The following is a 16,552-nucleotide window of genomic DNA, read 5'->3' as shown; positions in this document are numbered from 1 at the left end:
CACGGCTCAGGAATTAACTAAAGCGGGATGGGAAGTCGTTGTTGTGTGGGAGCATGACGACATCGAGCAATCTGCAGAGTTTATCGAACATCTTGTGCGTAGTCGGTAACTTATGGGCGGCGTACCTCTTTGCGTATGGATCCTCTTTAGTTTAGGGCGAGTCGAGCAGCTGATAGCCAAAGTTGAGCCGTGCACTCTTGTTCGACCAAGTCATAGTCGTTTCTTATCCCATCTACGCATAGCATCAGAAGGCCGACGTCAAGAGCGGCCGTAGGCCATCGTGCAGCGGCGCGAAGTGCTTTGATGTCAGCGCCCTGGCGTTAAACGATGTTTAGATTGGCCACAGTCGTTGACGGCAGCCTTCGAAGCGGGTCCGCATGAGTGACCTGCGACTGAGATCCCGCCGACTGTTCCGCGGGGCGCACTCTGTTCCGTGCATGTTCCGTGGGCAAGCCTGTGGGCTGGTCGACGCCGTCAAGGCGGCGAGCTGTCCACAGGCGCGGCAGCCGAGCGCCGTGCCCAGCTCGATCACGCCGACTACTCGGCGCTCGTCCCAACGTACCCACACGGTTTCCTGCCAGCGTGCGCCATCTCAATAGTGCTTGCCTGCCAGGAAGTTCGGCCGCTGATGAGCGGGTTGCCCACACTCGCCTGAACCGGTGTGACTACTGTCTCCTCCGTGCAGATCCGCAGCGAAGAGCAGCTGAGTCCTGTCGCCGATGAGGTTTCAGCCATTACCGCCGTTGTCAGGCCGATCCTGACCGGCATCCTTTACTCGCTCAAGGCTGATGTCGCGGCTGAGGTCGGCGGCAGGGAGGGCGTGAAGCTCAAGATGCTTCCTCGCCTTCGGCGGCCAGGTGATGGTGACACCGGTATCTGCTTCGAGTACGCGGTACACGACGCGGTCAGTCGGGGTGACGCGGCTGTAGCTGAACGAGTAGGGGAAGCCCTAGATCTTTGCAAGGTCCCCGGTGATGATGTTGGTTCGATCTTGTTTGGCGCCGAGAAGCTCGGCTCACAACAGCTCATCGACACAGCAGCCGATCTCTTGACCAACGACTCGTCCTTGTTGTCCGGCTCCCGTGGCCGCCCAGTCAAGTTGAAGCGGCACCTGACGTCAGCCGCAGCGGCATTCAGGAAAAAGGGGGCTGGCGGCGGACTACCGCAGAGCATTAGCGGCCTGTGGCGAGCCGATCTGTTTCTTGGCTCGACCCAGACAGACTACTGGGTCGGCACGACTGTGAAGATCAATCCGACCGCTCTACAAGGGGACCGTGGGCTACGTGTGGGCATCGTGCCTGCTACGCAAGGCAAGTCTGACTTGATCACCAAAGATGACCGGCGGAACCTGGTGGTCTGCCCACTTCCCTATGACGGCAGCTTCGTCGAAACCTTCTACATGGCGTGGGAGGTTGTGACTGCGTTCCTTGCCGCTGACGCACTGGTACCCAAGGAGGTGTCGTTGCCTCGGCCAGCCGCCCGCACGGTGGCTCGATACCTTGCTGACCGGCGCGAGTTCCCTGTCGTCGATGTGATCGAAGCGTTGGCTTCGCTTTCACAACCCGAGTTGCTGCGAACGCAGACGGAGGCGGCCGGCATCGTGCTCGCTGGTGGCACGTCCCAAGTAGTCGAGACAAACGCAGTGCTAGCACCTGTCGCTCGCTTGCTCTGACCGCTGCCATGTGACCATGTCTGTCTAGTTCTCGTAGCCTGCCATGAATGAGTAGAACGCATTGGACCGCCTCGTTGCTCTCGCGGTCCCTGCGGGGCCGCTCGGCCGCTGTCCCGTCCGGTCGGGGTAGGCCCGCCTTCCGTCGCCGGGCGCGGGTGGGTGGCCGAAGGCCGGGCCCCGCCCGCTTGCCCGAGCGACACAGACACGGGGCCGTTAAGCGCCTGCCGGACGGGATAGGCACAGTGCGGCCGAGCGGCCCCGCAGGGGCCGCCTTGATGAAGAAAAGAAACTCTGAACGCGGCTGCTCTAAGCCTTGATCAACTGCAACAAGTGGGTGGTGTTCGTCAGATCTGCCAGCACCTTTCGAGCCCCGGCGGCCTGTAGTTCCTCCACGCTGCTCTTTCCGCTTGCCACGGCGATGACGTGTACGCCTGCGGTCAGGGCCGCGGCCACGTCCCGGGGAGTGTCGCCGATGAGTACCGTGTCGTCCGGCCCGAACTGCGTATCGAGTTGCTGAGCCGCGCGCTCCCTGGCGATTGCCACCAGTTCCGCGCGGTCGGCGTGGTCGTCGCCGTACGAACTCGTCTCCAGATCGAGGAACTGTTCCAGACCGAGCGCGACCAGCTTGATACGCGCTACTACCCGAAGGTTTCCGGTCAACACCCCTTGGTGGACAGTCGGTTCAGACTCCAACGCCGCCAGTGCTTCTCGCGCTCCCGGCAGCACTCGGGCTCGTGACGCGAACTCATCGCGGCCGGCCTCGTAGCTGTCGATCAATGCGTTCACCAGCTTGTCCATCGCCGCATCGGTCGGCTCGACCCCGTGCAGCTTCAGGGTCTCGGCGATGATGTCCAGCTCAGTCCTACCGCTCACGTCGGCAAGCTGCTGAAAGGGTTGGCCGAACGCCCTCGGGATCGCTCGCTCGTACATCTCCCGTCCCATGCCGCGAGACTGAAGCAACGTGTGGTCGATGTCCCAGAGCACGAGCCGTCGCAGCTCGTTCGGCGCGATCATGCTTCGAGTCTGTCACTCGGTCGGGGCCTCGCGCTGGGGCGTAGCATCAGTGCAGGTCAACGCTTCGCAGGGGTGAGGATGGACGAACAGCTCGCAGCCACGATCGGCGAACGAGTGCGCGTGCGTTGCCTCGCGTCGCGCTTGCCCAAGACAGTGATTGCAGGACTGGCGGGTATCACACCTGACTACCTCTATCAGATCGAACGCGGGCTCAAGCTGCCCACAGTCACGGTGCTGAAGCAACTGGCCCAGGTGCTGAACGTGTCGGCTGACGAGTTGTTGAGCTCCACTTCAACGCGGGAGACATCGACTAGACCGGAGCCAGCGGGCGATGCGTTGTATCGCGCGTTTACCAGGCCAGTGAAGCCCGATGCGGTAGCCGTCGATGTGAAGGCCTTGCGCCGCAACGTTTTGGACGCCTGGCAAACCTGGCAGACGTCGGCCGCGCGATACAGCCAACTCGCCCCAAAGCTTCCAGCACTCGTGATCAAGGCCGAGCAAGCCTTGCGTGATCGCGCGAGCGGATCAACGGCTGATCAGCGAGAGGCTCAATGCTGTGCGGCCGATCTGTACGCGTTGCTGCGCAGCGTTGCGAAGAGGCTGGGCAGGGCAGACGTCTCGCTGCTTGCGGCGGATCGTGCGATCCGTGCCGGCAAGAACACAGACGACCCGCTGCGGTTGGCGGTGGCCCAATGGAACCTGGCTCAGGTCTTGCTTGCTGATGGCGAAGCTGAGGGCGCCGAAGACGTCGCGGTGCAGGCGGCTGAGGTCCTGTCCGCCTGCACGGACAACGACCTCGATGCCGTCGCGCTCCGCGGTGCACTCCTGCTCGTCGGCTCCATTGCGGCCGCACGCCGAGGAGACGTCTGGCGGGCACGGGAGCGCGTGCAGGCGGTTGAGCCGCTAGCGAAGCAGACCGGCGAACGCAACACGTTGTGGACGGTCTTCGGTCCAACGAACGTCGCGATGCACGCGGTCAGCGTTGAGGTCGAAGCGGGCTCGGCTGCGGACGGGCTGCGGCTGGCCGAACGGATCGACCACGACCGCTCCCCCTCGATCGAACGTCGTGTGGCGTTCCTCCTCGATCAGGCAAAGGGTCAGGTGCAGCGCCGCGACTACGGCAGTGCGTTGGTCATGCTGTCCGCCACTGAACGCGAAGCACCCGAGGACCTGAGGCATCGGCCGGCCGCGCACAAGCTGCTGGGAACGCTCGTGCAGCGGGCTCGGCGTTCGGTCGCGACGGAAGCCGCGCGGCTGGCCACGCGTGTTGGCGCACCTCTCTGAGCAGCAGCGCTCTCGGCCAGGCCTAGCCGACGGCTCGGGTTACTGATCGGTAGTCGACCTAGCGTCGCTGCTGTCAGGCCGTCCTACAGCTGTCGCGTCGAGGAGTACTCACCGTGTTGTCGCCCGAGGATGTCGATTTGGTCGCGGGACTCCGCAAGGTCTCGGAGCTGATGCCCGGCATCGCGTTCGACATCGTCATGGAGACTCTGCCGCGCGAAAACGAGCGTGAGTTCGGCCGAATCCTCATCGAGCTCGGCGAGACCCTGTTCAACCGCGCCGAAAGACGAGGTCCACCTGAGCAGGCGATAAGCGATCACGGGACCACTGACTGCTTGGGGCCGCAGTGACGACGAACTTCCATCCGTCGATGGCCGAGAGGGCGATCGGCCGCGAGCTGCGACGGTGGCGGAACGACGCTGGTTTGAGTCTCACTGTCGCCTGCAAGCGGGCGGGGTTCTCGGCTGCGACGCTCAGCCTGACCGAGAACGCCCTTAAGCCGTTCGACCCGCTGGACATCATGCTTCTCGGACGCGTCTACGAGCTTCCGAACCATGTCTGGAAGCAGACGGTCAAGCACGCCGAGACTGCCGCGAGCGAACGTACCCAGAACGCGAACGTGCCGCACAATTCGGTTGAGCTAAACGCAGCCAGAGATGTGGATGACGCTTATCTAGAGGCTGTGACGATCTGCGCTTTCGGTGTGGACCTGATCCCGCGCTTCCTCCAGACCCCTGAATACAGGATCTCTGCCACTGCTCTGGGATGCCCTACCTATCCGGCTGACTGCCCGGAACGCACGGCAGCGCAGCAGGCTCGCTGGACAGACAGCCTGACTGCAACGGCAGGCCGCGGCCCTACCGTGAAGGCCTTGATCAGCAGGGATGCGATTCGCCGAGTAGTCGGCAACCCGGCAATCACGAACGCCGCTCTCCTCCAGCTGATACGGCTCTCTGAAATCGAGACCTTCACAGTCCAGGTGACCGAAGGCAAGCCTCTGCCGGAAAGCTCGTACCTCCATCTCTCCTTCCCGCACCGACAACACAGTGACGCGGTGTACGTGGAGGGCGGCGGCAACGCGAGGTACATCGAGGACCCGACCGTGTGCCAACTGGTCGGCCAGAGCTTCAGAGCGCTGCAACATGCCGCCCTCAGTCCGGCGCAGTCCATAGAGGTGATCGCCGAGACGGCCAGCACCATGACAGACGGAGGCGACTGAGCGCATGGATCGGGCATCACTTACGCCGCGGAGCCGCGAGCTCGGCGACGAACTTCGAACCCTGCGGGAGCGGTTCGCCAGAGGGTCCGAGTTCGCCAAGTCACTCGACTGGGACCCGAGCAAGGTGTCCAATATCGAACGCGGGAAGGTACACCCGACCGACATCGACCTCGCTCAGTTCCTGACCGCGTGCGGCAAAGATCGGCGCTGGATCACCGAGTTCATCGGCCACTACCGGCAGGCCTTCGAACCGTACTTCGCCCAGCAGCCAACGAACTCCACGACGATCCTGTTCGCGGAACGCACGGCAACCACCATCACCGGCTATGGCGGGACGATGATCCCGGACCTGGTTCGGACTGACGCCTACACGGAGCACACGCTCCAGCAGTGCGGGGCGACCCCGGAGCAGATCCGGTCTGCCGTCCAGTCCCAACAGGAGCGCTGTTGCATTCTGCGAGCGTCCAGGCGGCCGGCGTGCTTGTTCTACGTGAACGAAACGGCAGTCAGAGCGCAGCTCGATGACGACCGCACGCGGATGGATCAACTGGAGCTGCTCAAGCGCATGTCGTGGGCACTTCGCGTCGTTCCTGCGGGCAAGGAGCTGCCTTCCTCATCCGGCTTCACGCTCTACGAATACGAGAAGATGCCTGCCACGGCCGTCGTCGATTGCGATGTTGCGAGAGTTTTCGCACAGGACGATGCGGCCACGTCTCGATGCCGGAGGGTCCTGGCGAGCCTGGACCACATGGCCTTGAGTCACTCCGAGTCGAGAGACCTCTTCAGTCAGTTGCTCACGGAGGAGTACGTGGCTGCTATCGCGGCTGCGTCGGGTGAGCGCCCAGACGTGTCGTGACGCTGAGCTGGGCTTTGGGGGTGCCCGAGATTCAACCTCGATCTCTTCGGGCACCTAGGAGAGCTGGCAGGCCAAATACCGAACCTCTAGCGTGGGCAAGGTGCACAACGTGCTTGAAGCGGACATCCCGGATGGGCCTTTCAGCTCTGATCTTGTGTCTGCTGTGCTTAAGGCGGCTTCCGCCCACACGGGGATCGACTCGACTGATGCGCGCTTGATGCGACTCGGCGAGAACGCGCTGTTTCATCTCCCGGATTCGTCCGCCGTTGTGCGCATCGCCCGGAGTCGCGATCACTGGGACGACGCAGTCAAGGAAGTGGCGGTTGCAAGCTGGCTCCACGAGAGCGGCTTGCCCGCCGCGCGGCTATACGACCTCGATCAGCCGATCTCGGTCTCCGGGTACCCGGTGACGTTCTGGCGCTACATCGACGGTCGCAACGGCGGTCGCGGTGATGTCGGCGCCTTGGGCCGCCTGCTGCTGAAGCTGCACCAAACACCTCGCCCGGCGACGTTCGAGCTGCCGGAGCAAGACATCCTCGCGCGCGTGCAGCCTCGGATCGAATCCGCCGACGTGCCAAATTCTGACAAGCGCTTCCTGCTGAACAGGGTCGCTGAACTTCGGGACGAGATCAACGCGCTCGAGTTCCCGCTTGAACCGACGGCGACTCATGGGGACGCACATGTCCAGAACCTGATGATCAGCGACGGCGCAGCAATCCTGATCGACTTCGAGCGCTTCTCATGGGGTCAGCCTGAGTGGGACTTGGCCATGACGGCGACCGAGTACCTGTCTGCCGGCTGGTGGACGGCCGAGGAGTACCGCGAGTTCTGCGAGGCCTACGGCAACGATGTGACGCAGTGGGACGGCTTCAAGATCCTGCAAGCCACGCACGAGATCAAGATGACTACGTGGATCATGCAGAACATCGACGAGTCCGAAGAGATCGCTGCCGAGTACGCCACGCGGATCGAGACCATGCGGACCGGGCGTGCCACCGAGCCGTGGCGGCCCTTCTAAGCGATCCGAGTCAGCAGTGCGGCGGTTCCCAGGTCGAGGCCTGGATAGTGCCGAATGACCCGCTCGACGAACAGGCGCGTGCGGTGATCGTTCGTGTGGAGCGCCGCAAGCTGCGCATGGAAGTCGGTCAGGTAGCGCACATACCTGCTGGATTGCAGCGGACCAGCGAGGTCTACCGCGTCGATCGCCAGGTCCACGGCTTCCTCCAAGTCGCCGTTCGTGAGTGCTCCGGCGGCCGAGACCATGCCGATGAAGGCTCGCGTGCGTGGCGGAGTGTCGTCCGGGGCGATAGCTCGCGCGGCGTAGAGCCGGGCCTTCTCCGACTGCTTGAGGTCGCGGAAGCCGTGGGCGGCTTCCCCCGCGAGTTCCTCGGCGTTGAAGTAGCTGATCCACGGCGGCTCGTCGTCAGGGACGTGCTGGCTGAAGAATCGCTCCGCCTCGTGCATCACGCGGGCGAACTCGCGAGCCTGGCCGCTGCTCGCCAACGCCCTGGCCTCCATCGCGAGGAACATCGCCGTAACCGCTGGCGTGGCCTTGGCGATGGTCGAACCCTGCGCCGCACGTGCGAACTGGACGGCGTCGTTGAAGCGCCCGAGGTAGTTCGCCTGGTGGCTGAGGTTCGCCAACAACCGTCCGCCTAGGACAGGATCTTGAGCCTCACGGGCAAGACGAAGTCCCTGCACGAAGTACCGCTGCGCTGCTCCGTGGCGGCCCGCGTCGTAGGCGCTCCACCCGAGCAACTGCGCCACCTCCGCGGCTGCGCTGAACAGGTCGCGACGCTCCGGTTCGCTGTGAGTGCCCTGCAGAAGCGGGGTGATCTCGGTCTTGAAGTAGAAGAGCAGCATCTTCCGGACGTGCCCGCCCCCGTACCGGAAGTCCAGGTCCATCAGGTTGGCCGCCGTCGCGCGGATCGCCGATGCCGCCGCTCCCCCGCCTCGGCGCAGTTCGTCGGCATCCGCCACGTGCAGCGAGTCGCCGAACATGTAGCCGGTGATGATGCTCGGCGTCGCCTCCTGCGCCCACTGGGAACGCACAAGGGCGGGCTGATCTTCGAGGTCAGCCGCGGTGAGCTGGCTCATCAGGTCAACGGCGGCGTCTGCGCTCGGCGGGTACTCCGCACCGTGCTCAGTCGCGTCGGGGCCAACAGGCTGAAGACCGCCGTTGAAGCCGATCTCCGCGAGGTCGACGCGCCGGCCGAGCTTCGATCCGAGCGCAAGAGCGATGTAGTTCTGAGTCGCTGCTTTTGGCCTCGTCCCGTCAAGCCAACGACGAACAGAAACGTGATCGGCCGAGATCGTCTGACCGTCTCGTTGGGCGAGTTCACGTACTCGTGCGGCAAGCCCCTTGTTGCTCATGTCGGCTTCCGACATCACCGCAGCTAGGAGCTTGTTCGGTTCGTTGTTTCCGGTCAATTGATCACCGCGTGGGCACGCCGTGCACCTCCCGTGCACCCCTTCCGTGCATCAATGCACCCCCTTGAGCACACTGCAATGCACCCCCTCACCTGCCGTTCTATGTGTACATGAACGAAACACCGGATGAGTTGGAATTCATCAGCCTCAAGCTGCGTCAGTTGCAGTTCGCCATAACGAGGGTCACTGAGAAGGTGGAACAGATCGAGCGTCGTCGGCGGCTTCGAGCTGCTCGACACGCTCAGTCAGATGCAAGACCGCCGCCTGCAACTGATCGAGCTGGCGAATGACCGTCTCGATCGTGACCGGGTTTCGATCCTCGGCCGGCGGCTCCTGAACGAAGACGCCTACGGCGGGTTGGGAGACCACCCAGCCCTCGGTCTCGAGGATCTGCACAGCCTTCTGCGCAGTCCCGAGTGCGACGCCGTGTTGCTCGGCGAGTTTGCGGTGACCGGGTAGACGGGCGCCCACTTCCAGGGCTCCGGACCGGATGTCCTTCTTCACCGCTTCGACAACCCGCTGGTACGCGGCAAGTCCTGGCTGGTCGCTCACGGCATCAGCCTAACTTCACTGACCCACACTGCTACAGATCACCCGATTGGACTATGCCATCCGATCCATACTGCTCTATATTGGTATGTATCAGTTGCTCATCACCGGAGGTACGACATGGCTCTGAACGACATCCCCGTGATCCTGTCCCACTACAAGCTCCTGATCACCGAAGCGCCTTGCGTGAAGATGCGCGAACTCGACGGCGGACAGCTGGTCCCGGTGGTCGACCGCAACACGAACGAAGAGCAGTTCGTCGTGGTGCTGTTCGCCAAGGCTCGCCCCACGGAGGGACGGCGCAAGTCCAAGGGCGAAGAGATCAAGGTCAACCTGCCCCGTGACCCCGGTGAGGGTTTCGAGGAAGGCGACTACGTCGAGCTGATCAACCCCGTGATCAACACCTACGAGATGCGCGGGGAGGACGGGAAGATCACCGCCTCCGGCCTGTGGTTCAAGGCGGACGGCCTCACCCCTGCGGCGCGCATCGTGTCCGCTCCCGCGGCTTAGTCCCGGAAGCCCTGCCCGGTAGGCCGGTAGCCCGCTTCGAGTCGGGCCAGGGCACTCAATTTGTTCTTTGAGAATTACACAGTGAGTCGAACCATGCCTAGATCCGGAGCATTTCACATGCGCCGGGAGATTCGGTGAATCCAGGTGCGACCTTCGTTCCTGGGTTTGCCGTGCCTCCCGAAAGCAGTTTCAGCATGGATGAGCGCTCGTACCCGATCGAACTTGCTGATCCGGACGGCGATGACCCGCGCTTCACGTTCGGCCTTGTTCATGAGGTCGGCGAAGTCCTTACGAAGCACGGCTTTCCGTGCGTCGGCGAGAGCTGGCGTGACCACCTGGAGTTGCAGCAAGCGTTGTACCGATTCATCTACGTGGGCGACTTGAGGACTGAGAGGTTGGCCAGTTGATCCAAGAAATGTTGAACGAGCGAGCACAGCAGCGGTACGGCTCGTTCGTCGGCGCGATGGACTTCGTTGAGGAGTTGTTGGTGCCGCTGGAAAAGCTCATCAACAGGATGAGCGAGAAGCCCGGCAAGGCCGGTGGCTGGCGGGTCGCGACACCCGACGAACTCAAGGGCTACTTGCGGACCGCGCGGAACGACCTCAGTGCACTCCGGGAACAAGCCAAGCGGCACGAGATCAATTTGAAGGCCAAAGAGTGGGGAGCCTGATCGATGTCTCGCCAGCTCGACAACGCCGTGTCCAACCTGGACCAGGCGATGAAGCAGCTCCGCAGCGCAATGGACGGCATCCCCGTTCGCCGTGAGGGCTTCACGGATCTGCGACGCCGGTTCGTCCGCTCGGTCAGCGTCCTGACCACGGAGGCGTCCTACGCCCGCGGGCAACTGCCCAACAACTGAATCCGCACTGATCAACGCGGCGGCCGATCTTCGACACGTTCGAGGGTCGGCCGCTGCGCTTCCCTGAGGAGAACTGCAATGGGTTGGAAGTGGAACGCAAGCAAGCGCGTTGTGGCCGCCGAGTTCCGCGCGGCGCGGTGGCTGGCCAGGAACCCGGAATGGATGCTCGCCCCATCTGCCGTCGCGGCCGGTGCCTGCACGCTCGGACCGACCGTCACGGGCTACGTCCTCGGCGGCGCAGCTGGTGCGACGGGTCTTTGGTACCGGGGTCACCCGGACTCCTTCGACACCTTGGCCGCTCCGACGCTGCGAGCCTGGCAACGGCGGTGGTTCGGGGCCTACGTCGGTGGGCGCTGGCGGGACCTGATGGACGTGCACAAGCTGACAACCGAACACCGCCGGAAGAAGATCACCAACTACCCGCGCGTGGTCCGCGTCCGGTCGTACTCCCCCTCGATCGACACCGTGTTGGTGAAGCTCGCCAAGGGCCAGTCACCGATGCACTTCGCCCGCCAGGCCGAAGAGCTGGCGCACGCGATGGAGGCTGAGCGCGTTGCGATCGAGCTGGTGAAGCCCGGTTACGTGGCGCTCGTGGTCCAGCGTGACGAACCGTTCACGGAGATCATTCCGGCTCCGGACATGCCTGAGCACTCCGAGGACGTGGACCTGCGTGCGGTGCTGCTGGGTGAGGACGAGTACGGCGGCGACTGGACCGAGCCCGTCCAGGGCACGCACACCCTGACGGCTGGCGGGACCGGGTCGGGCAAGAACTCGCTGGCGTTCGCCAAGCTGCGCTCGATGGCCCCGCTGATCAGGGACGGCATCGTCCGCCTGTGGGTCTGCGACCCGAAGTACCTGGAGTTCGCCGCTATCAAGCCGATCACGGAGAACCGCTACGCCGATGACGCGAGCGAGTGTCTGGAGCTGATCGAGATGTGGGTGGACGACATGGAGCGCACCCAGAAGCGGATGCAGCGGGCGGGTCTGCGGTCGGTCCAGCCGTCGCGTGAGTACCCGCTCAACCTGCTGATCGTGGACGAGATCGGCTCGTTGGTCGCCTACCGGCCCGAGTACGCCCGGCAGATCACGGCCCTGCTGGCTCGCGGTACCTCGATGGGCCGCGCAACGCTGCACGTCGCGGATGCCTACATCCAGGAACCGGACAAGGACACGCTGTCGATCCGGGACCTGTTCCCCAACCGCGTGTGCCTGCGCACCACGTCACCGACGCACCCGGACATGGTGCTGGGTGAGGGCGCACGCGAACGAGGTGCGATCGCCGACCAGATTCCCGCGATTCCCGAAACGGCCGGCATCGGCTACCGCACTGACGAACGCTCACGCGTCCCCCGCCGAGTCCGCGCGGCGTACACGACGGACGAGAACATCCGCGAACTCGTGGAGTTCGTCCGCGACGGACAGACCGGCTCTCTTCGCTCGATCGCCTGACTTCCTCTCACCCCAACACTTTTCGCCACTAATCGTGGAGGCCTTGCCATGCCCGAAAACAACGCTCCCCGCCGCCTGGACGGCCTGCTCCGCTCGGTCCGTGGCCACATCCGCACGCTTGGTCTGCCCCGGCCGGACCGCCTGGTCATCTCCACGCCGTCCGGCTCGGTGCACGCCGAGTTCACCTCCGGCACCGCACCCGATCGGTTGGCCTGCCTGCTGGTCTGGGCAGCCTCGCTACACGGGGTCGAGCTGACCTGGACCCTGCAAGCCGCAGGAACCCTCTCGGTCGCGGCGACCGGCCGCACTGCCTCTGGGATCACGCTCGGTCTCGCTGCCTCGGCCTCGGTGGTCGAACTGGGTGGCAAGGTCAAGTCCGGCTCCGGGGCGGTGCTCGCCAAGGCCTTCCGGTTGTCGGTGTGCACGCCGGAACAGGTCACCTTCGATGAGGTGGCCCAAGTCGTTCAGGCCGCGCGGGTGTCCACTGCCCGGCTGGCGGTGGCGGCATGAGCACCAACGATGCTGAGACCTTCGGCTACCGGGTGTTGATGCGGGTCCTGTTCGGCCCGACTGACGGCCCTCCCGCCTGGCGTGAACGGGCCGCGTGCGCGGGCTCCGATCCGAGCCTGTTCGACACCGCCGGCCGAATCGCCGCCGCGAAGAAGGTGTGCGCGTCCTGCCCGGTCCTCGCCGAGTGCCGCCAGGACCAACTGGACTGGGAAGCCACCAGTCCACGGTTCCGTGCCAACGCCTCCGGCGTCGTCGGCGGCCTTACCGGTGCTGATCGTCGCCGCATCCACTACCCCGCCAGGAACGCAAAGGACGTGGCCTGATGAAGCTCGTGCTCGCTGTCCCGATCAACCTCCGCGGCTTCGTTCGCATCGCGCACATGGCAACCGCCGTGGTGACCTCCCTGATCTGCATGTACCTGCTGTTCGGCTTCGTCGGGTGCCTGGTGCTCGCCGTCGAGCTGCTGTGGCTGGGGTGCCTGCTCCTCAAGGCAGCACACGGGGAGTAGGTGGCCTGGTGTCCGAGAAGTCCGATCACAGCAACGAAATCGGGCCTGAAGAACCGCGCGAGACTCGCACCGTTCGACGGCTGCGGGCACAGCTCGATGAGGCGCAGGACATCCACAAGCTCACCGCTAACCCGTTGCTGGCGGCCGTGCAGGCGGACCGGTTCAGGGTCTCGGTGACGCGCTCCATGTGGTGCTTCCTGACCTGCGGCCTCGGCTTCACCGCAACCGGCGTGCAAGCGTTCCTCGCCGGACACCTCGGGCCTTCTGATCCGATGTGGTGGGGTGCGTGGCTCGTGGAACCGGCCTTCGCCGGAATCCTGATCACGCTCCTACGGTGGGAAGCGCAGATGCTCGCTCACGGCCTGGCGGTCGATGACCGGCCGGTCAAGTGGCTCAAGCGGGTGCTGCTCGGTGCAACGCTCATTACCAACGTGTGGTCGTCACTGCGGCCACCGGACGGACAGATCAACGCCGGGATGGTGTTCCTGCACCTCGTGATCCCGCTCGTGGTCTTCCTGCTCGCCGAAGTCATGCCGGTGATCCAGGCACGCTGCAACACCGCGCGTGACAAGGCCGCCGAGATCGTTCCTGCGCCAACGTCCACACCTTCGAACGCTGTGACCCAACCAGCACCCGCTCGAACCGCTCTGAGGCTTCCCGGACACCTGCAAGGTGCGCTGGACGCCAAGGCGAACGAGGTGCACGCGGAGGGGCGAGCGCTCACCGCGCAAGACATCCAAGACGCGCTCAACGTGCCTGAGGAGTACGCCGCGCGGCTCGCTGCGCAACTCGCTGCCTGACCCATCTCAACCACGCGGGGCATGACCAGAACACCGGTCGTGCCCCGCTTTTTCGTTTTCCCGCAACGAAAGGAGGGCATCCGTGCTCACCCTGGAAGACCGCATCACCGCGCGAGTAAAGGCGGTCGACTTCCGGGCATGGCGAGATCGGGTGACCGCGATCGGCGGATGCGCCGCACCCATCCGGTTGTCCGGCGCCTTCCAACTCCAGGACCTCAACGGCGGGCTGATCGAGCACATCGGCGGGGACGTCATGGTCCCGTGTGGCAACCGCCGCGAGTCGGTCTGCCCGGCATGCTCCGACCGGTACTCGGCCGACGCCTACCACCTGATGCACGCCGGTCTGGCCGGTGGCTCCAAGGGCGTTCCCGAGACGGTGTCTGAGAAGCCTCGCGTGTTCGCGACGCTCACCGCCCCGTCGTTCGGACCGGTCCACAACCGCCCGATCGCCACGACTGGCAAGGTCCGGCCCTGCACGGGCTGCGGCGAATGGCACCACGGCGACGATCCCCGCATCGGCGGTGCCGTCGACCCCGGTACCTACGACTACACCGGCGCGGTGCTCTGGCAGGCACACGCGGGCAAGCTGTGGCACCGGTTCACGATCGCCCTGCGCCGCAAGCTCGCTGGCGCGGCCGGCCTGAAGGTCTCCGAGTTCAAGGACCACGCGCGGCTCTCCTACGCCAAGGTCGCCGAATACCAGCGGCGGGGGCTGGTCCACTTCCACGCCGTCGTTCGCATCGACGGTCCCGACGGGCCTCACGACCCCGCTCCGGCCTGGGCCACGGCCGAACTGCTCGGCGACTGCATCAAGGCGGCGGCTCGGGCGGTGCGGATCGACACCACGCGGCCGGATGGCTCGGCGCTGCGCCTGCTGTGGGGCGAACAGGTCGACACCAAGGGAATCCGAGGCTCCCAGGTCGAGGACGAGTCCGGCGAGATCAGTGAGGCCCGGCTGGCGGGCTACGTCGCCAAGTACGCCACCAAGGGCACCGGAGCGAAGGACACGGCGGACCGGCCGATCCGCTCCCAGCTAGACATCGACATCCTCCAGATCTCAGAGCACCACCGGCGGATGGTGCAGACCGCGTGGGACCTCGGCGGTCTGGCCGACTTCGAGGAACTGAACCTCCGTAAGTGGGCGCACATGCTCGGGTTCCGCGGCCACTTCCTCACCAAGTCCAAGCACTACTCCACGACGTTCCGCGCCATCCGCGAAGAACGCCGCACGTTCCGGACGCTCGAAATGTTCGAGCGCCTCGAACTCGATCCGGCGGCCGTGGTCATTGTCAACGACTGGCAGTACGTCGGGTCCGGCTATGACAACGACGCGGAACGCGAACTCGCCGCCGGCATCGCCGAACGGGTCCGAGCTCAACGCCAACGCAAGTACGAACAGGAGGAAGCGGCATGACATCCGCACGAATGGACGAGCACTACTCAGTGGAGGAGTCAGCCGACTACCTCGGCACCTCAGTGCGCTTCATTCGGCGCCTGATCGCTGATCGGCGCATCACCTTCTACAAGCTCGGCCGGCATGTCCGGCTCAAGCGTGTGGACCTAGAGGCGTTCGTCCAGGCGGGCAAGGTCGAGCCGATCACCGCCGAGTCCGTTCGTCGCGACCTGAGGAGGGCGGGCTGATGGCGCGCAGGAAGGGACGTCGCCGTTTCGGCTGGGTGCGGAAGTTGCCATCAGGGCGCTTTCAGGCGAGCTATCTCGGGCCGGACGAGAAGCGGCACAACGCACCGGAGACGTTCGCGACGGAGAAGGATGCGGACCGCTGGCTCGTGCACGTCGAGGGCGCGATTCTGCGGAGCGAGTGGATGGACCCGGAACAAGCCAAGATCAGGCTGCGGGACTACGCAGAGAGCTGGGTCAACGAACGTCCTGGTCTGCGTCCGCGCACGGTGCATCTCTACAACTGGCTGCTCACCAAGTACGTGACTCCACACCTCGGTGACACGCCGTTGGGGAAGCTCGACACCCCGATGATCCGAACGTGGAGAGCCAAGCTTCTTCGTGAGGGCGTGTCGGCGTCAATGACAGCCAAGGCCTACCGCTTGCTGCGAGCCGTGCTCATGACGGCAGCGAACGAAGACCGGATCATCCCGCGCAACCCTTGCCAGGTGCGCGGCGCTGGATCCGAGAATCCGGATGAGCGGCCGGTGCTGACCGTGGCCCAGGTGTTCGATCTGGCCTCTCGGATGGCAGAGAAGCGGTACCGGGCGTTCGTGCTCCTCGCCGCGTTCGCAACGCTGCGATGGGGCGAGATCACCGCTCTTCGACGGCAGGACATCGCGCCGGACGCAAGCTTGGTGCGGGTTCGTGGTGCCTTCGTCGAACTGCCCGGTCGTGGGCTGATCTACGGGCCGCCGAAGTCTCGTGCAGGCCTGCGTACGGTCGCCGTTCCTGAGGCGATTCGTGCAGACCTGCTCGCCCACCTGGACGAGTTCACCGGCTCCAAGCCGGATGCCTGGGTGTTCACAGGGAAGCGCGGCAACCCGCTTCGGCGGGGCGACTTCAACCCGCGTACCGGCTGGAAAGCGGCAGTGAAAGCGGTGGGTGTTCCTCACCTGCACTTTCACGACCTGCGGCACACCGGGAACACGCTCGCCGCTCGCACCAAGGCCAGCACCAAGGACCTGATGGCGCGAATGGGCCATGACAGTCCACGCGCGGCGATGATCTACCAGCACGCGACCAGCGAGGCCGATCAGGAGATCGCTCGTGGACTGAGCGGCCTGGTCGATCGGGAGCGTGGGATGAAGGCCACCGATGAGGACGACGACGGACAGGCCGGCGTGCTCGCTCAGATCGGCTGAAGTGGATGTGGGCAGCACAAGATGCTTGTGCTGCCCACATCCACTTAGGACGCTCGTGCGCTGCTGGTCAGAT

The 16,552-nt window shown here is 64.7% G+C and carries 21 protein-coding genes; 18 read left to right on the top strand and 3 right to left on the bottom strand.

The window, feature by feature from the left end:
- The first annotated feature begins 679 nt into the window (after positions 1 to 679).
- Positions 680 to 1,672 (top strand): hypothetical protein, encoded by a 993-nt coding sequence (locus LX88_RS04300; RefSeq protein ID WP_258946528.1) that lies wholly within the window; start codon positions 680 to 682, stop codon positions 1,670 to 1,672.
- A gap of 306 nt (positions 1,673 to 1,978) precedes the next feature.
- Here LX88_RS04300 and LX88_RS04295 read toward each other — a convergent pair whose 3' ends face one another.
- A complete protein-coding gene (locus tag LX88_RS04295) occupies positions 1,979 to 2,686 on the bottom strand; it encodes an HAD family hydrolase (RefSeq protein WP_258946527.1) in 708 nt (235 codons plus the stop codon).
- Positions 2,687 to 2,764: 78 nt separating this feature from the next.
- Here LX88_RS04295 and LX88_RS04290 point away from each other — a divergent pair, with 78 nt between their 5' ends.
- The 5 genes from LX88_RS04290 to LX88_RS04270 all read left to right on the top strand — a co-directional run bounded on the left by LX88_RS04290 (position 2,765) and on the right by LX88_RS04270 (position 7,060).
- Positions 2,765 to 3,970 (top strand): helix-turn-helix domain-containing protein, encoded by a 1,206-nt coding sequence (locus tag LX88_RS04290; protein ID WP_258946526.1) that lies wholly within the window; start codon positions 2,765 to 2,767, stop codon positions 3,968 to 3,970.
- Between the two features lie 113 nt (positions 3,971 to 4,083).
- On the top strand, positions 4,084 to 4,317 hold the full coding sequence (locus LX88_RS04285; protein ID WP_258946525.1) for a hypothetical protein: 234 nt from the start codon (positions 4,084 to 4,086) through the stop codon (positions 4,315 to 4,317).
- Positions 4,314 to 5,186, top strand: coding sequence for a Scr1 family TA system antitoxin-like transcriptional regulator (locus LX88_RS04280; protein WP_258946524.1), 873 nt, complete (start codon positions 4,314 to 4,316; stop codon positions 5,184 to 5,186). Before LX88_RS04285 ends, LX88_RS04280 begins: the two co-directional genes overlap by 4 nt.
- A 4-nt stretch (positions 5,187 to 5,190) precedes the next feature.
- Entirely contained in the window at positions 5,191 to 6,042 is an 852-nt protein-coding gene (locus LX88_RS04275; RefSeq protein ID WP_258946523.1) for a helix-turn-helix domain-containing protein, read from the top strand.
- A gap of 100 nt (positions 6,043 to 6,142) precedes the next feature.
- Positions 6,143 to 7,060: an aminoglycoside phosphotransferase family protein gene (locus tag LX88_RS04270; protein ID WP_258946522.1), complete on the top strand. Its 918-nt coding sequence runs from the start codon at positions 6,143 to 6,145 to the stop codon at positions 7,058 to 7,060.
- On the opposite strand, the gene LX88_RS04265 is transcribed toward LX88_RS04270, so the two are convergent.
- Together LX88_RS04265 and LX88_RS04260 are read right to left on the bottom strand one after the other, a co-directional pair.
- Positions 7,057 to 8,433 (bottom strand): NsdA family TPR-like regulatory protein, encoded by a 1,377-nt coding sequence (locus LX88_RS04265; RefSeq protein ID WP_504928579.1) that lies wholly within the window; start codon positions 8,431 to 8,433, stop codon positions 7,057 to 7,059. The two genes, LX88_RS04270 and LX88_RS04265, sit on opposite strands and share 4 nt — an antisense overlap.
- 222 nt (positions 8,434 to 8,655) lie before the next feature.
- A complete protein-coding gene (locus tag LX88_RS04260; protein ID WP_258946520.1) occupies positions 8,656 to 9,024 on the bottom strand; it encodes a GntR family transcriptional regulator in 369 nt (122 codons plus the stop codon).
- Between the two features lie 117 nt (positions 9,025 to 9,141).
- Between LX88_RS04260 and LX88_RS04255 the strand changes: the two genes are divergently transcribed.
- From LX88_RS04255 to LX88_RS04200, 12 genes are all read left to right on the top strand, one after another.
- Positions 9,142 to 9,531, top strand: a complete 390-nt coding sequence (locus LX88_RS04255) for a hypothetical protein (RefSeq protein WP_258946519.1) — start codon at positions 9,142 to 9,144, stop codon at positions 9,529 to 9,531.
- A 194-nt stretch (positions 9,532 to 9,725) separates the two neighbouring features.
- Complete coding sequence (locus LX88_RS04250; protein ID WP_258946518.1) at positions 9,726 to 9,938, top strand: hypothetical protein; 213 nt, start codon at positions 9,726 to 9,728, stop codon at positions 9,936 to 9,938.
- 8 nt (positions 9,939 to 9,946) lie between these two features.
- On the top strand, positions 9,947 to 10,201 hold the full coding sequence (locus LX88_RS04245) for a hypothetical protein (RefSeq protein WP_258946517.1): 255 nt from the start codon (positions 9,947 to 9,949) through the stop codon (positions 10,199 to 10,201).
- A gap of 3 nt (positions 10,202 to 10,204) precedes the next feature.
- Positions 10,205 to 10,390, top strand: coding sequence for a hypothetical protein (locus LX88_RS04240; RefSeq protein WP_258946516.1), 186 nt, complete (start codon positions 10,205 to 10,207; stop codon positions 10,388 to 10,390).
- A gap of 78 nt (positions 10,391 to 10,468) precedes the next feature.
- Complete coding sequence (locus LX88_RS04235; protein WP_258946515.1) at positions 10,469 to 11,839, top strand: FtsK/SpoIIIE domain-containing protein; 1,371 nt, start codon at positions 10,469 to 10,471, stop codon at positions 11,837 to 11,839.
- 48 nt (positions 11,840 to 11,887) lie between these two features.
- The gene (locus LX88_RS04230; protein ID WP_258946514.1) at positions 11,888 to 12,349 is read left to right on the top strand and encodes a hypothetical protein; all 462 of its coding nucleotides are present in this window, start codon (positions 11,888 to 11,890) and stop codon (positions 12,347 to 12,349) included.
- On the top strand, positions 12,346 to 12,672 hold the full coding sequence (locus LX88_RS04225; RefSeq protein ID WP_258946513.1) for a WhiB family transcriptional regulator: 327 nt from the start codon (positions 12,346 to 12,348) through the stop codon (positions 12,670 to 12,672). Before LX88_RS04230 ends, LX88_RS04225 begins: the two co-directional genes overlap by 4 nt.
- Complete coding sequence (locus LX88_RS04220) at positions 12,672 to 12,857, top strand: hypothetical protein (protein WP_258946512.1); 186 nt, start codon at positions 12,672 to 12,674, stop codon at positions 12,855 to 12,857. The genes LX88_RS04225 and LX88_RS04220 overlap by 1 nt, the downstream gene beginning before the upstream one ends.
- An 8-nt stretch (positions 12,858 to 12,865) precedes the next feature.
- Complete coding sequence (locus tag LX88_RS04215) at positions 12,866 to 13,657, top strand: hypothetical protein (protein WP_258946511.1); 792 nt, start codon at positions 12,866 to 12,868, stop codon at positions 13,655 to 13,657.
- 82 nt (positions 13,658 to 13,739) lie between these two features.
- The gene (locus LX88_RS04210; protein WP_258946510.1) at positions 13,740 to 15,071 is read left to right on the top strand and encodes a replication initiator; all 1,332 of its coding nucleotides are present in this window, start codon (positions 13,740 to 13,742) and stop codon (positions 15,069 to 15,071) included.
- Positions 15,068 to 15,298 carry an excisionase family DNA-binding protein gene (locus tag LX88_RS04205; protein ID WP_372511175.1) on the top strand — a complete coding sequence of 77 codons (231 nt, stop codon included), beginning with the start codon at positions 15,068 to 15,070 and terminating at the stop codon, positions 15,296 to 15,298. Before LX88_RS04210 ends, LX88_RS04205 begins: the two co-directional genes overlap by 4 nt.
- Positions 15,298 to 16,479 (top strand): tyrosine-type recombinase/integrase, encoded by a 1,182-nt coding sequence (locus LX88_RS04200; protein ID WP_258946509.1) that lies wholly within the window; start codon positions 15,298 to 15,300, stop codon positions 16,477 to 16,479. Before LX88_RS04205 ends, LX88_RS04200 begins: the two co-directional genes overlap by 1 nt.
- Positions 16,480 to 16,552 lie beyond the last annotated feature (73 nt).

Origin of the sequence: Lentzea californiensis, from assembly GCF_024648825.1 — a bacterium.
Taxonomy (GTDB): domain Bacteria; phylum Actinomycetota; class Actinomycetes; order Mycobacteriales; family Pseudonocardiaceae; genus Lentzea; species Lentzea californiensis.
Note: the sequence above shows the minus strand (reverse complement) of the source record. Positions and strands in the feature narration are given on the sequence as shown.

Coding starts and splice junctions, on each gene's coding strand:
- LX88_RS04220 (WP_258946512.1), top strand. CDS start 12,672: ATGAAGCTCGTGCTCGCTGTCCCGATCAACCTCCGCGGCTTCGTTCGC.
- LX88_RS04225 (WP_258946513.1), top strand. CDS start 12,346: ATGAGCACCAACGATGCTGAGACCTTCGGCTACCGGGTGTTGATGCGG.
- LX88_RS04295 (WP_258946527.1), bottom strand. CDS start 2,686: ATGATCGCGCCGAACGAGCTGCGACGGCTCGTGCTCTGGGACATCGAC.
- LX88_RS04205 (WP_372511175.1), top strand. CDS start 15,068: ATGACATCCGCACGAATGGACGAGCACTACTCAGTGGAGGAGTCAGCC.
- LX88_RS04245 (WP_258946517.1), top strand. CDS start 9,947: ATGTTGAACGAGCGAGCACAGCAGCGGTACGGCTCGTTCGTCGGCGCG.
- LX88_RS04230 (WP_258946514.1), top strand. CDS start 11,888: ATGCCCGAAAACAACGCTCCCCGCCGCCTGGACGGCCTGCTCCGCTCG.
- LX88_RS04235 (WP_258946515.1), top strand. CDS start 10,469: ATGGGTTGGAAGTGGAACGCAAGCAAGCGCGTTGTGGCCGCCGAGTTC.
- LX88_RS04250 (WP_258946518.1), top strand. CDS start 9,726: ATGGATGAGCGCTCGTACCCGATCGAACTTGCTGATCCGGACGGCGAT.
- LX88_RS04275 (WP_258946523.1), top strand. CDS start 5,191: ATGGATCGGGCATCACTTACGCCGCGGAGCCGCGAGCTCGGCGACGAA.
- LX88_RS04200 (WP_258946509.1), top strand. CDS start 15,298: ATGGCGCGCAGGAAGGGACGTCGCCGTTTCGGCTGGGTGCGGAAGTTG.
- LX88_RS04290 (WP_258946526.1), top strand. CDS start 2,765: ATGGACGAACAGCTCGCAGCCACGATCGGCGAACGAGTGCGCGTGCGT.
- LX88_RS04240 (WP_258946516.1), top strand. CDS start 10,205: ATGTCTCGCCAGCTCGACAACGCCGTGTCCAACCTGGACCAGGCGATG.
- LX88_RS04255 (WP_258946519.1), top strand. CDS start 9,142: ATGGCTCTGAACGACATCCCCGTGATCCTGTCCCACTACAAGCTCCTG.